This is a genomic window from Pontibacter rufus, from assembly GCF_015694705.1.
Classification (GTDB): domain Bacteria; phylum Bacteroidota; class Bacteroidia; order Cytophagales; family Hymenobacteraceae; genus Pontibacter; species Pontibacter rufus.
The window spans coordinates 82,136-96,316 of the sequence record NZ_JADQDR010000003.1 but is presented as its reverse complement, the minus strand read 5'-3'; the positions used below and the strand labels follow the sequence as shown (position 1 = coordinate 96,316).

The 14,181-nt window shown below is 49.5% G+C and carries 13 protein-coding genes; 7 read left to right on the top strand and 6 right to left on the bottom strand.

Annotated elements, in window-relative coordinates; all coding sequences use genetic code 11:
- Positions 1-106: 106 nt before the first annotated feature.
- Positions 107-1,483, top strand: a complete 1,377-nt coding sequence (locus tag I2I11_RS06585; protein ID WP_196266891.1) for a sigma-54-dependent transcriptional regulator — start codon at positions 107-109, stop codon at positions 1,481-1,483.
- A gap of 13 nt (positions 1,484-1,496) precedes the next feature.
- Here I2I11_RS06585 and I2I11_RS06580 read toward each other — a convergent pair whose 3' ends face one another.
- The 4 genes from I2I11_RS06580 to I2I11_RS06565 form a co-directional block, all read right to left on the bottom strand.
- The gene (locus I2I11_RS06580; protein ID WP_196266890.1) at positions 1,497-4,133 is read right to left on the bottom strand and encodes an ATP-binding protein; all 2,637 of its coding nucleotides are present in this window, start codon (positions 4,131-4,133) and stop codon (positions 1,497-1,499) included.
- A gap of 264 nt (positions 4,134-4,397) precedes the next feature.
- Positions 4,398-5,174, bottom strand: coding sequence for a TPM domain-containing protein (locus I2I11_RS06575; RefSeq protein WP_196266889.1), 777 nt, complete (start codon positions 5,172-5,174; stop codon positions 4,398-4,400).
- A gap of 7 nt (positions 5,175-5,181) precedes the next feature.
- Entirely contained in the window at positions 5,182-5,619 is a 438-nt protein-coding gene (locus tag I2I11_RS06570) for a TPM domain-containing protein (protein WP_196266888.1), read from the bottom strand.
- 98 nt (positions 5,620-5,717) lie between these two features.
- Positions 5,718-6,296, bottom strand: coding sequence for a LemA family protein (locus I2I11_RS06565; protein ID WP_196266887.1), 579 nt, complete (start codon positions 6,294-6,296; stop codon positions 5,718-5,720).
- Positions 6,297-6,813: 517 nt separating this feature from the next.
- Here I2I11_RS06565 and I2I11_RS06560 point away from each other — a divergent pair.
- The 6 genes from I2I11_RS06560 to I2I11_RS06535 all read left to right on the top strand — a co-directional run bounded on the left by I2I11_RS06560 (position 6,814) and on the right by I2I11_RS06535 (position 12,911).
- Positions 6,814-7,815, top strand: a complete 1,002-nt coding sequence (locus I2I11_RS06560; RefSeq protein ID WP_196266886.1) for a sugar phosphate nucleotidyltransferase — start codon at positions 6,814-6,816, stop codon at positions 7,813-7,815.
- A gap of 134 nt (positions 7,816-7,949) precedes the next feature.
- Positions 7,950-10,148: a prolyl oligopeptidase family serine peptidase gene (locus I2I11_RS06555; protein ID WP_196267164.1), complete on the top strand. Its 2,199-nt coding sequence runs from the start codon at positions 7,950-7,952 to the stop codon at positions 10,146-10,148.
- Positions 10,149-10,205: 57 nt separating this feature from the next.
- On the top strand, positions 10,206-10,643 hold the full coding sequence (locus I2I11_RS06550; protein WP_230679943.1) for a DUF5713 family protein: 438 nt from the start codon (positions 10,206-10,208) through the stop codon (positions 10,641-10,643).
- A gap of 253 nt (positions 10,644-10,896) precedes the next feature.
- A complete protein-coding gene (locus tag I2I11_RS06545; RefSeq protein ID WP_196266885.1) occupies positions 10,897-11,367 on the top strand; it encodes a DUF5362 family protein in 471 nt (156 codons plus the stop codon).
- 198 nt (positions 11,368-11,565) lie between these two features.
- A complete protein-coding gene (locus I2I11_RS06540) occupies positions 11,566-12,318 on the top strand; it encodes an acyl-[acyl-carrier-protein] thioesterase (protein ID WP_196266884.1) in 753 nt (250 codons plus the stop codon).
- 122 nt (positions 12,319-12,440) lie between these two features.
- Entirely contained in the window at positions 12,441-12,911 is a 471-nt protein-coding gene (locus tag I2I11_RS06535) for a GNAT family N-acetyltransferase (RefSeq protein WP_196266883.1), read from the top strand.
- Between the two features lie 64 nt (positions 12,912-12,975).
- Here I2I11_RS06535 and I2I11_RS06530 read toward each other — a convergent pair whose 3' ends face one another.
- Together I2I11_RS06530 and I2I11_RS06525 are read right to left on the bottom strand one after the other, a co-directional pair.
- Positions 12,976-13,485 carry a hypothetical protein gene (locus I2I11_RS06530; protein ID WP_196266882.1) on the bottom strand — a complete coding sequence of 170 codons (510 nt, stop codon included), beginning with the start codon at positions 13,483-13,485 and terminating at the stop codon, positions 12,976-12,978.
- Between the two features lie 12 nt (positions 13,486-13,497).
- A complete protein-coding gene (locus tag I2I11_RS06525) occupies positions 13,498-13,830 on the bottom strand; it encodes a DUF4286 family protein (protein WP_196266881.1) in 333 nt (110 codons plus the stop codon).
- Positions 13,831-14,181: the final 351 nt, after the last annotated feature.

Below are 14,181 nucleotides of genomic sequence, written 5' to 3'. Positions count from 1 at the left end.
GTGCATAACAGAAGCGGTTATCTGTGCCCTGTTAAACATTAAAGAGGCATTAACCGTTACAAGGTTGCTTCGTGGGAATACCACAAAAGCGACAATAATGTGAACTATGCCAAGAATCCTACTGATCGATGATGATCCATCTTTCTGCCTGATGCTAAAATCCTTCCTGAGGAGGCAGCAATACGAGGTAGAAACCGCCTACTCCGCCAACGACGGATTGCGCCAGCTGAAAGCGGGTGCCTTTGATCTTATACTTACGGACTTTCGCCTGCCCGATAAAGATGGTTTGGAACTCCTTTCACAGGTACGTGTCTTATCCGACATCCCCGTTATCCTGATGACGCACTATGGGGATATCCGCACAGCCGTGAAAGCCATTAAAATGGGTGCCTTCGAGTACATCACCAAACCCATCAATCCGGACGAAACATTGCTGGTAATACAGAATGCGCTGCGCCGCAAACCGCCTGTTGCGACAGAAGCGGGTGCGGTTGAACCTGTTGCAGCCGGTTTCCAGTTTGTACAGGGGCAAAGCCTGCAGGCGCACGAGATAGAGGAGGTAATTACGCTGATTGCCCCAACCAGTATGTCCGTAATCATCGAGGGCGAAAGCGGAACGGGCAAGGAGTATGTGGCCCGCATGATACACGAGCGCAGCAAACGCCAGAACAAGCCGTTTTTAGCGATAGATTGTGGCGCTCTTTCGAAGGAGCTGGCCGGAAGCGAGTTGTTTGGCTACGTAAAAGGTGCCTTTACCGGCGCCATGCAGGATAAAAGAGGCCAGTTTGAGGCAGCTGACGGCGGTACTTTGTTCCTGGACGAAATAGGTAACCTGCCTTACGAAGTGCAGGTGAAGCTGCTGCGCGCACTGCAGGAGCGCACCGTAAAAAAGCTGGGCAGCACCACAGATATTGAGGTGGATGTGCGGGTGCTGGCTGCTACCAACGAAGACCTGGTGCAGGCTGTAGCGCGTGGCGATTTCCGTGAAGATCTGTACCACCGCCTGAATGAGTTTAAAATTCTGGTGCCACCACTGCGCGAGCGGGGCGATGACGTACTGCTGTTTGCCACCCATTTTATGCAGCAGGCCAATCACGAACTGGAGCGGAATGTAAAGGGTTTTGATGCCGCTGCCGATCTGGCATTGCGGGAGTATAGCTGGCCCGGTAACCTGCGCGAATTAAAGAACGTGGTGCGCCGGGCAGTGCTGCTGTCTAAATCAGAGGAGGTAACACTGCAGGAACTGCCGGCTGAAATCGCATCGTACCATGCGGTGCCCGCTGTTGCAGCCCCTGCCGTACCGTCAGCAGCAGTGCCTGCCCCGCTGATGGACCTGCGAAGCGTAACAGAGCAGAACGAGAAGGAAATGATCCTGCAGATGCTGGAAAAGGTAAGATATAACAAGTCGAAGGCTGCCCGCCTGCTCAACATCGACAGAAAAACGCTTTACAATAAGCTGAAACAGTATAAGATTGAAGTATAAGCGCTAAAGGCCTTTAAGCTGTTGTAACCACCTGGGGCTGGGTAATGCGGAGGCTTTCTAACGCTTCTTCTATATCCTGCAGTATCTGCGTTGCTTCTTTGTCTACCAGTGCTGTCAGCGCTTCCAATTGCTGCACATTTGTATGTTCCTGCCGTAGCCCCTGCTCCAGCGCTTCCAGCGCAGGCGTAACAGTATGCGCATGCAGGTGTTTAAAAGCAGTCAGCATTTTGTGCGCCATACCGGCTACGGTTTCCCAGTCATTCTCCTGCTGTGCGTCCTGCAACTGCTGTAGGTTCTGGTACTGATCTTCCAGCATTACATCGAGCACCGACACCAGCGTGGAGGTATCCGGCCCCGTAAACTGTTGTATCTCGGCCAGGCTGTAGCGTGCCGGCGCGGTGCTTACGGCCTGCGCCGGTGCAGGTAACTGAAGAGCAGCCGGCGTTACAGATGCTATGGTATTGGTGGGCAGCAGTTTTGTCAGTTTTCCATACAAATCCTCTTCGGTAAAGGGCTTCAGCAGGAAAGTCTCGATTGGCGTATTGCTGAAGAAGTTTTTATCGTTGCCCATAATGTTGGCGGTAAGTGCCATAATGGGTACCTGTTTGTCTGTCTTGCGGATTGCCCTGGCCACTCCTTTACCGCTCATGCCGGGTAACTGCATGTCTGTCAGCACCACGTTAAATTTCATACGTTTGGCCAGTTGTACGGCCTCATGTCCATCATTCGCCAGGTATACTTCCATTCCCCAGCGGTTCAGGATTAATTCACACAAGGTACGGCTATAAGCATCATCGTCTATCACCAGTGCCCGCAGTCCACTGAAAGCCTGTTCGCGTGGCAATGGCACAGAAACAATCTCCACCGGTGCCAACTCGCTTTTCTGCAGGGGCACCACCATGCTGAACGTAGTTCCTTCGCCCTTCGTGCTGCGCACCGATAAAGTGCCGCCCTGCATCTCAACCAGCTTTTTGCTAATCGACAGGCCCAGTCCGGTACCGCCATACTTGCGCAGGATCGAATTGTCGGCCTGGTTAAACTCACCGAATATATGCTCTAACCGCTCCGACGGAATACCAATGCCTGTATCGGTTACGCTGATGCTGGCTACAATGCGGGTGCGGCGCTGTGCTTTTAAATGGAAGTATACTTCGATGCGGCCTGTGGGTGTGAACTTGATGGCATTGTCGATCAGGTTAAAAAGTACCTGCTTCAGGCGCATCTGATCGCCAATCAAATCATCCGGAAACTCATCATCTTTGATACAGACTAACCGGATGCCTTTCTCGGAAGCCTTTAAGGCAAATGCCTGTTCTATCTCTGTTATGAGTTGCGGCAGCCGGAACGGACCGTGGTTGATGTTAAGCTTGCCCGCCTCAATTTTCGACAGATCGAGCACGTCGTTTACAATGTGGAGCAGGTGCTGCCCTGCGCCATGTATGGCCTGCAGGTGGGCCGATTGCTGTGGCTGCAGCGAAGTATGGCGCAATTGCTGCGTAAAGCCCAGAATAACATTAAGTGGCGTACGCATTTCGTGGCTCATGTTTGCCAGGAAAGCTTCTTTGGCACGAGCGAGCTGCACCGCATCTTTCCTGGCCAGTATCAGGCGCGACTTGTAATGGTTGCTGCGGGTAATATCGCGCAGAATAAGCAGGATAAAGGCCACGCCGCTGATAAGGCCTGCAACGCCTATCAGCAAAAGTATGAGAGAAGTATGTTTTGCCTCGCTGCGTGCCAGCTTTGAGCGTTGGCGCGCGCGCTGCATTTCATAATTCTCCAGGTTATACATCATGCTGCGGATCTGGTCCATCATCATCTTATCCTCTTTCAGCAACGCGATGGCTTTGGCTGTAAGCTCCTTTTCATCCCTGTTGGCTTCCATCTGCACCCTGTTCAGAATGCGCCGTATCCTGGAAAGATCTGCTACTTTGCCGCCACCAACGGCATTGGTATCAATCTCTATCTCACGGGTTACATTCATCTGGGGTATCAATACTTTGGGCGGCGACTGCGGAGCCGGTTCCACGGCCTGTTTCTCAGCCTTCTTAGAAAACAAACCGCCAAATATTCCTTTTTTAGCGTCTTCTTTCGGTGCTTCGGTTTGTTTTTCTGCTTCCGGAACAGGCGGTATATCTGTGATAACCGTAGTGGTGGTGGTATGCTGCCGTATGGTGGTAGAGGCCGGTTTTGGCATAGCCGCAGAAATAATCTGCTGCAGGGCTTTGTCGGAGTAGTCGTTGCGCTTCTGCTCTTTCTTGAGTGCCACGTACTGCTTCAGGCTTAGCTTTTTGGTCTGGAGCAGACTGGCCATCGAGTCTACCTGCGCCAGTTCCAGGGGGCTGGTGGCCATCATCAGCCGGAGCGAGTCTATCTGGCTGTGGATGGTGTCGAGGTTGCTGAGGTAGGTTTTGAAGTACTTCTCTTCGGTGGTAAGCGTATAGGCACGGATTGAACTCTCGGCAGAGGCCATGCTAGCCAGCGTATGCTGCAGTTTTACAAGTTTAATGTTTGGCTGCGCCAGCACTTCTACCGAATACAACAGCCTTGTAAAGCTGATATATGTCAGGTAGATAGCAATCACCACAATGCCGAAGCCTGTGCCGAAGCCGATGATAACTTTTGCCTTGGTGTTGTCCTTTAAGAAGCTCATGCAAAGTTGCCCTGTAACAGGCAAAATCTGATTTTAGGTGTTATAACGCCGGAAACTGGTAAATAATTCTATTTTATCCGGGCAGGTACCAAATTAAGGAAAATCCTGATACACGCTTGTTTATATAGGGCTTTTTTCAGAGACTGGTTGTAGCAAAAGCGTATATGTAACAACATCATACCTGCTCAACAGCAAAAGCGGCAGAAAAGCAGCGTTTATACTTCCTCTGCTCTTCTGCCGCTTTATACTTTGGTTCCGGGGAGGTTACCAGCTGCTGCTGGCCCCGCCGCCGCCAAAGGAGCCGCCGCCAAAACCGCCGAATCCACCACCACCACCGCCTCCGAAAATACCACCGCCTGAACGGAAGGTGCCAAAGCCGCCGGGCACGATAAGCGGGCCCCCGAAGGTACGGGCATAGCGCCCTCTGCCGCCACGGCCGCCACCCCCACCTCTTCTGGAGATGAAAAACACAATCATCATTACAATGATTATAATGAAGAATACAGAAGAGCCGCCTCCGCCCTCACCTTCGGCCGCTGCCGGGTCTGCCTGGTACTGGCCGCTGGCCAGGCTGATAATGAGGTTGGTGGCTTCATTGAGGCCTTTGTAATAGTTGCCCTGCTGAAAATTTGGTTTCAGGGTACGCTCCGTGATACGTTTGGCAATAGCATCTGGTACGATGTGCTCCATGCCGTAGCCCGTCTGTATAGATACCTGCCGCTCGTTTTTAGCGACAAGTATGATAATGCCGTTGTCGTTTTCTTTACCGCCTACACCCCACTGCTCACCCAGTTGAGTTGTATACTGGTTAATGTCGTAGCCGCCTATAGAAGTGATGGTAACGATGGCGATCTGGGTGGAAGTGGTATCGTTGTAATTCACCAGTTTCTGCTCCAGCGCTTGCTCCTCGTCCGGCGTAAGCATGCCGGCCAGGTCGTTTACGAGGCGCGGCGGAGTCGGGCGTGGCGGAAAATCGCTGTCCTGCCCGAAAGCAAGTATACTTAGCAGGCAGCAGTATAAAAAAAGAATTGAATGCTTCATATTTGTCTTAGTCTCCGAACGAAATATCATCGCTCAGTTCGTTGATGTCGCCGTGGGCATTGTAAGGGAAGTGCTTCCGGAGCTGCTCGCCGGCCATGCGTATACCTGCAGCCAGCCCTTCAGCATACTTTTTTTCTTTAAAATAATGGGTAGCCGCAGCGGTGATATCCTCCCAGAAGTTGTCTGGCACAATAGCGTTGATACCTGCATCACCGATTACGGCAAACTGGTGATCATCAAGCGCCATATAAAACAAAACACCATTGCGCTGCTTTGTCTGGTGCATGTTGAGCTGGGCAAACATTTCGGTAGCCCGGTCCAGCACGTCCATCTCGCAGGTGCTCTCTATATGCACGCGTATCTCGCCCGACGTGTTGGTTTCGGCCTCCTGTATGGCGGCAATAATCTGCTGCTCGTCAGCTGGGGTCAGCATATCTTTGGGCATAGAAATGAGTGATTATAGGGTTACATGGCTAAATGGCTGTTCAGTATATGTAATATAACAATGCAACCATTTAGCCATTAAGCAATTGAATCCAGCAATTAAAACTGTACAGTAGGGGCTTTCTGGGCATTGACATCCGCCTCAAAATAACCTTTCTTGTCGAAATCGAACCAGCCGGCGATAATGTTCCGCGGAAAGGAGCGGATGTAGGAGTTGTAATCCTGTACGGACTCGTTAAACTTTCGCCGCTCCACGGCAATGCGGTTCTCGGTACCTTCCAGCTGTGCCTGCAGCTCCAGGAAGTTCTGGTTGGCCTTCAGTTCGGGGTAGCGCTCCACCGACACCAGCAAACGGCTCAGTGCGCCGCTCAGCTCGCCCTGCGCCGCCTGAAACTTCTGTATGTTTTCCGGTGTCAGGTCGCCGGGGTTGATGTTGACGCTGGTGGCTTTGGCGCGCGCTTCTATTACTTGTGTCAGGGTTTCTTTCTCGAAGTTGGCTGCCCCTTTTACAGTATTTACCAGGTTAGGCACCAGGTCGGCGCGGCGCTGGTAAGCGTTTTGTACGTTGGCCCACTGGCTTTCTACGTTCTCATCTTTCTGCACCATGGTGTTGTAGCCACACGACGACTGCGAGGCAAGTATGACAAATCCTATCAGGTAAAAAAACAATCTTTTCATAAGTTTCTGTGTATGTTGTTGTGTGTGTTGCAAGCCCCTGCGGGCCCTTTCATTACGAATTTAAGAAAGCATCGTTATATATGGGCAATAAATACAAAGAATTAGCAGATGTCTATGCTCGGTGGCATTGGCGACGGTAAAAAGTTGTCTTGCCTGCTAGCAGGAGGTCAATACCTATAGTATAAAGAGAGGCCGTAACATTTAAAACATAATGCTGTTGTTATACCTGCGCCAGAAGAATTTACCATGATGTACCTGGTTTAAGTGTTTCTGCAATTAATTTGCGGTCCTGCAGGTGTATTAAGCTGATTTCCGGACTTGTTTCCGGGGGGTGATACCGGAGGAGATAGTTTATACTCACTCATAAGAGACAAGTATGCGCATGCCTGACACAAATTTTTTAAGGTATAACAGCTTGCCCGCCGGGTTATTGTGCCGACATAACGGCGACTAAAGTATAAAGCCTCAACAGACGCTTATGAATAAAATTTAATATATTGCCTGAAAAGTGTAGTTTATGAAAGCAGTTATACCTGTAGCCGGTGTTGGTTCCAAACTTCGTCCGCACACGCACACGCAGCCAAAGTCGCTGGTGCCTGTGGCCGACAATACCATCCTGGGCCACATCATCGATAAGCTGCTGGAGGCAGGCATCCGGGATTTTGTTTTCATTATCGGGTACCTGGGTGAAAAGATTGAGCAGTATGTGCGGCAGAAATATCCGCAGTTAAATACCGAGTTTGTGGTGCAGGAGCCGCGCGAGGGCTTAGGCCACGCCCTCTGGGTTGCCCGCCATACCTACGAAAACGAGGAAAGCGTGCTGATTATGCTTGGCGACGCCATTGTGGACGTAGATTTGAAAGCTATCATCGAAGCGCCCCACTCGGTGCTGGGGGTAAAGAAAGTGGCCAAACCCTCGCTGTTTGGCGTAACGGAAGTCGGCAACGATGAGTTTATTGTGAAGGTGGTGGAGAAGCCTAAAATCCCGAAGTCGAACTTTGCGCTGGTGGGCCTGTACAAGATCGCCCATCCAAAAAAGCTGGTGGAGTCGCTGGAATATATTATCTCGGAAGACATACGTACCCAGAACGAGTATCATTTAACGGATGCGCTGATGCACATGATCCGCAACGGCGAGAAAATGGCCACCTGGAGCGTAGATCACTGGTTTGACTGCGGCCGCAAAGAAACGCTGCTGGAAGCCAATGCCACGCTGCTGGCCCGTCCCAAGTTCCGTGATCGCGATTACAGCAAGCTATGCCCCGGCTGCATTGTTATTCCGCCCGTAAGTATAGGCGAGGGCTGCACCATTAGCCATTCCATCATCGGGCCCAACGTAGCCATCGGCGACAATACCACCATCACCAAATCCATTCTGAGCAACTCCATCATAGGCTCTTACTCGGAGCTGCGCTTTGCCGTTATGCAGGACTCCATCATCGGTAGCGACGCTTCTTTTAAAGGCTTCAGCCACAGCCTCAACATCGGCGACAGCACGGAAATTAACTTCGGGCAATAAATTATAGCTCGTAATCAGATTGTTTATTAAACCATTCAGCCGCCCAAGTATAGCAAAGGCGTACAGCTAAAAGAAATTACGTAGATTAGTCGGCTCAAAATTATACATCAAACCAAACAGGCGCAGCCATGACCATGATAAATAAAACCACCTTACTGTTGCTGGCCGGCGGCTTAACGGCTGTGTCGGCTTGCCAGCCAACTAAAACAGACACAACTGCTAACAGCATGACAAACGAAACAACGACAGCCGCTGCCGCAAGTGCGCCGGTTGCCCGGGCTTTAGATTACCCTAAAATAAAAAAAGTAGATCAGGTTGATGATTACTTCGGTACCAAAGTAGCGGACCCCTACCGCTGGCAGGAAACCCACGACGAAGCACTGGACGAGTGGATTGAAGCCGAGAATGCCGTAACACAAAGCTACCTGAGCCATATTCCGTTCCGCGACAACATCAAAGAGCGCCTGACTGAAATCTGGAATTACCCCAAGTATGGCGCACCGTTTAAAGAAGGCGGCAAGTATTATTTCTTCAAGAATGATGGCCTGCAAAACCAGAGCGTACTCTATGTGCAGGAAAACCTGAAAGCAGAGCCGGAAGTGTTTCTGGACCCGAACAAGTTTTCTGATGATGGCACTGTGGCGCTGTCGTCGCTGGAATTTTCGAAAGATGGCAAATACCTGGCTTACGGCACAGCGAGCGGCGGCTCCGATTGGAACACCTATCATGTGCTGGACGCTACGACCGGCGAAAAGCTGGACGATGCGGTGGAGTGGGTGAAGTTTTCGGGCCCGAGCTGGTATAAAAACGGCTTTTTCTACAGCCGCTACGACGCACCGACCGAAGGTAACAAACTGGCCAATAAAAACGAGTACCACAAAGTATACTATCACCAGGTAGGCACGCCCCAGAGCCAGGACAAACTGGTGTACGAGGACAAGCAGCACGCCTTGCGCAACTTTTACGGCCAGACCACCGACGATGAGCATTTCCTGATTCTGAACGTGTCGGAAGGAGCCAGCGGCGCCAATGCTTTATACTACAAGGACCTGACTGATACGAAAGCAACCATAAAGCCGATTGTGGAGAATTTTGAATCGGAGTATAACGTGGTGGATAACATGGGCGACAAACTGCTGGTGCGCACCAACAAAAATGCGCCCCGCTACCGTCTCGTGCTCATCGACCCGGAAAAACCGCAGGAGCAGAACTGGCAGGTGGTAATTCCGGAGTCCGAGAACGTGATGACGGACGTGTCGCTGGTGGGTGGCCGCATTATTGCCACTTACATGAAAGATGCATCCAGCGAAGTTGCCGTGTTTGATACCAAAGGCAAGCAACTGAACAAGGTAGAACTGCCTGCCATCGGTACGGTAAGTGGCTTTAACGGCAAAAAGGAGGATAAGGAAGTATTCTTCACTTTCACCTCTTTCACCTACCCCACTTCCATTTACCGCTACGATATTCCGAACAACAAAGTCACGCTGTTCCGCAAATCGGAAGTAGACATTGATACCGATAATTACGAAACCAAGCAGGTATTTTATACTTCGAAGGACGGCACCAAAGTACCGATGTTTATTGTGCACAAAAAAGGCCTGGCGCTGAATGGTAACAACCCGACGATGTTGTATGCCTATGGCGGTTTTAATATTTCGATGACACCAAGCTTCAGCATTTCTAACATGCTGTGGCTGGAAAATGGCGGCGTGTATGCGTTGCCCAACCTGCGCGGCGGCGGCGAGTATGGCGAGGAGTGGCACAAGGCCGGTGTAACCCCTAACAAGCAAAACGTTTTCGATGATTTTATTGCTGCTGCCGAATACCTCATCAAGGAAAATTATACTTCGTCGGAGAAGCTGGCAGTGAGCGGGGGATCTAACGGCGGACTGCTGGTAGGCGCTTTTATGACGCAACGCCCCGAACTGGCCAAAGTGGCGCTGCCTGCCGTTGGTGTGATGGACATGCTGCGTTTCCATAAGTTTACCATTGGCTGGGCGTGGGTGCCGGAGTATGGCTCCTCGGATAACGAGGCGCAGTTTAAGAACCTGTACGCGTTCTCGCCGCTGCACAACATCAAAGAAGGTGTGAAATACCCGGCCACGCTGGTGAAAACCGCCGATCACGACGACCGCGTGGTGCCGGCGCATTCGTTTAAATTTATTTCGACGCTGCAGGAAAAAGGCGCACCAGGCAACCCATACCTGATAAGAATAGATGTGCGGGCGGGCCACGGCGCGGGCAAACCAACGTCGCTGCAGATACAGGAGGCCGCTGATACCTGGGCCTTTGTGTACCAGAACATGGGCCTCAATCCGTATGCAAATCAGTAGTTACGTGGCCAGGCAAAAGAAAAATGAGACAAATGTCTTGTTAAACACAAGCAAAGAATGAGAAGAACTATATTGATTTTATTTGCAATTTCTCTGGTAACTTGTAAACCAATTACAAATAATCAAAAACAATCAGCAAATACCGAAATGACTCAAAACACTATCAAAAATGAACAGGTAAAAAGTCATGAGCTCCTGAAAGAGATGTATCAGGATGATTATTTTCCTGATTTTCTCGTTGACAAAGGGAAAGGTATTTTGATTGAGTTGTGCATACAGATTGAGAGCCAGAAGCCTGCAAATCTGGAAGATCTCTATAAGTTAACTCATGCTTCAACAGACAAATTTAATGACCTTGGTGAAGAGTTTTATGAGAACGACAGTGAGTTAGAAACTGCAGCAAGGGAAAACATTGCTGCAGATTTTGAATTTATCGCAAAAGCATATGGATTTGACGCCGATACAGAAGAATTGATTGCCACAAGAGACTGGTAAAAATAAAATGCCTGTGTCTGACAAGGCCTTCAGCCGTTCACATAAGCATAAATGCGCAAAAGACGAGAACTTCAGTTTTTATACTTGATTTTAGCCGCTTACCTATAGCTCTACTTCACATAAAAAGCCGCACTGCCTGTTTAAGGTGGCGCGGCTTTTTGTATGAGTGCAGTAGAAATAAGTATATTTCTTTCTTAAGTATAAATATTTAACTATATTTAGATGAATGTTTAACCTTTAAGTAAAGTATTTTATGGAAGCAGAACTCTACAACGACACACCGCAGGGCCTGGCCATTGATTGGAGATCAGAAGACTTTTTGCGCAATACTGCCAAATGGGGCAAATTTCTGGCCATTATGGGCTTTATCATGATTGCTCTGATGGTGGTGCTTGCGCTTTTTATGGGCTCTATTATGGGCTCGGCTATGTCTGGTATGGGCGGTAATGGTGCAGCCGGCTTTATGGGCAGCGGATTTTTTACAGTATTTTACCTGATTTTTGCCCTTTTATACTTCTTCCCGGTGCTGTACCTCTACAAGTTTTCTACGAAGATGCAGGACGGATTGCGCACCAGGGATCAGGAATCAATAGCAGAATCGTTCAAGAACCTGAAGTCGCTGTTTAAGTTTATGGGTATCCTGACGCTGGTAATACTGGGTTTCTACGCCTTGGGGATGCTTGCTATGCTGATAGGCTTTGGCGCAGGCGCGATGTTCAGCTAAGGTTTTAAAGCCTACTCAAGAAGTATAAGCAGGCTTTCCGACCAGACTTCTTGACAGTTACAGCCCAGTGTCGTTATCTGATGGATTGCGCACTTTGGTGTAGATGCTCACAGGTCTTTGAAGCAAGTGCCGGAGGAGCTTTTTAGTGGCGGACACAACCAAAGTTTGCTACCTTAGCAACTCACTAAGCACTAAGCTATGGCGGAGGCAACAGGAGGCGAAAGCCGGTTTACGGTTCGCTCCAGCGAAATTGACTACCAAGGGCTGGCGACCATGCCGGCACTGGTAAGTTATATGCAGGAAGCTGCCTGGGAGAACACAGTAACCTTGGGTATTTCGATGTATGAGTTGCTGGCGCAGGGCCTGACCTGGGTGCTGCAACGCATGCGCATCGAAATGTTCCGCTACCCGAAGCATACCGAAAGTATAACCGTAAAAACCTGGGCATCGGGCCGCGAGAAAGTGTTTCTGCACCGCGATTTCCGGATTTACAGTGCGGAGCGCGAGCTGCTGGGGCAGGCAACAAGCGTATGGCTGGTGATGGACATCGTAAAGCGGCAGCTGGTGCCGGTGCCCGATTTTATTATGGCCCACGAGATTGTGCCGGACAGTGAGCCCCTGCCCTTTGCCAAAGGCAAGCTGCCGCAGCTGCAGGAGGCTGTGTATGAGCAGCAGATGCCGGTACGCTGGCACGACATCGACCTGAACCGCCATGTAACCAACACCCGCTACCTGCAATGGGCCCTGGATACGCTGCCCGTAAAGGTGCTGGAACAACAGCTAAGCGAAACAGACATTATCTTCAGGGCCGAAAGTATACTGGGCGATACGATTATGTCTGCAGCCGGAGCCGGTGAAGCGCCGGGTACATACCTGCACAAACTCAGCAGCAAAGAAACAGGCAAAGAACTGGTGCAGGCCAGAACGGTGTGGAGAATGGTAGAGAGTTAGAATCGTGTGAGGGAAAAGTATAGACGAAACAAACTTATCTGGTTATACTTTTGTGCCAGTCATTCAGTAGTTTAATTATTTACTAATCAAGCCATTAACAGTTAAATTATTTAGCAATTAACATGGTAGAAATAAGGAAAGGGCGGCTGGACGATTTGCCGCAGGTGCATGCGCTGATCGTGGAACTGGCCGAGTATGAGCGGGCGCCGCAGGAAGTAACCAATACGCTGGCAGATATGGAGCTCGATGGCTTTGGCGAAAATCCTATCTACAAGTTTTTTGTAGCCGAATCGGAAGAGGAAATTGTGGGCATTGCCTTATACTTTACCGCCTATTCTACCTGGAAAGGCAGAACCCTGTACCTGGAAGATTTGGTTGTAACCGAGCGGCTGCGCCGCGCCGGAATCGGAAAAATGCTGTTTAATGCCGTAGCCCGCGAAGCGAAAGAAACCGGGGCCAAGCGCTTTGCCTGGCAGGTGCTGGAATGGAACGAGCCGGCTATTGCCTTCTATAAAAAGATTGGCGCCACGCTGGAGACAGACTGGTACAACTGCCGCATGACGGAAGAGCAGATACAGCAATACAGCGCATAGGTAATTTTTTGTATATAAGAGCTCGTTCTTATGACTATTATAGTGGTCTTTTATATGTAAACACCTATATTGTTGGTTGCCAATACTCCTCTAGCTCCCAGAAAGGCCTGTTATTTGCGACCATTCTGAGTTCTTCAATTAATTCAAAATAAATGTCCTCGGTCAAGGTTGTCCATGCTCTTCTGCTCACATTGCCTAAGTTCTTAAGAAGAATACTGTCTATTGGTGGATGAGCAATCTTGCTAAGGTAGCTCTCAGAGTCTCTTATTACGTATGTAGTTTTAATGTATATAGAGATAATCTTTGCTACTCTTCCATAATATACCTCTACCTCTTTCCCATCTTTCTTAAGGGCTTGTTCTAAGCTTGTTATAAGTTCTCTAGAAACTTCTTTATGAAAAATGTCGAAATCATTAGGTGAGCTAACGACTAGAATTAATGTTTTAAGTCTGTCCTTCAAATTAATGTCTTCAATAGCTTTCTTGATGATTTTGGTAGTTGTAAAATTACGTTGAACTGCGCGAGCCGCAGCCCAAATTGCATATCTATGGACGTGCTCTTCTATGTTATACATGTTGCTACTATATTAGTATTCATTCTTGCGCTCCACGTCTATGCCCACTACCTCCAGTAAAGAGCTGAAGATAACATACTTGCCTTCGTAGCGTTTCATGTGCCTTTCCTGTATTTGCGGCGCATGGTCGCGCTGGTATTCTTCCAGGTCCTCTAAGCTGCGGCACGTATACTGCACAGCATACGTGGTGCCGCCATTGTCCACCTCATCCATCAGGCGGCAAATCTGGTTGCGCAGAAAATAGCCGGTTCTCATCACGTCGGGTATGTGTACGGCTTTTACCCATTGCAGCCATTCTTCCGCTACGGTGTTGTCGATGTTTATAGTTTCGTTGTATAAAATCATAGCCGAAAATACGAAATTAGCCGGTTTGTAGCCGCAGGTTACAAAATAAAATTGCCGGCAGCCTTAAACGTCGTTCCGCTGAAGTATACGTGCCGCCTGAAATCATACCTGTTGGCATGTATGTAAATCAAGTATAAACAAAAGAAAAGTGCTGTGCCGAACGCTTGATACTTATGTCCTTTATCTACCCTCCTTGCAGGCCGACAACATGTGCGTAATGCTGCTTTATTTCGTCCGGCCTCCTGCATAATAATTTGCTGCTGGTTCGGCGCCTGAGAGGTAAAGTATAAGTACAGCAGGTATAAAACAACAAGAACCAGCATTTCTGCCGGCTCTTGTTGCCTGAAGAGA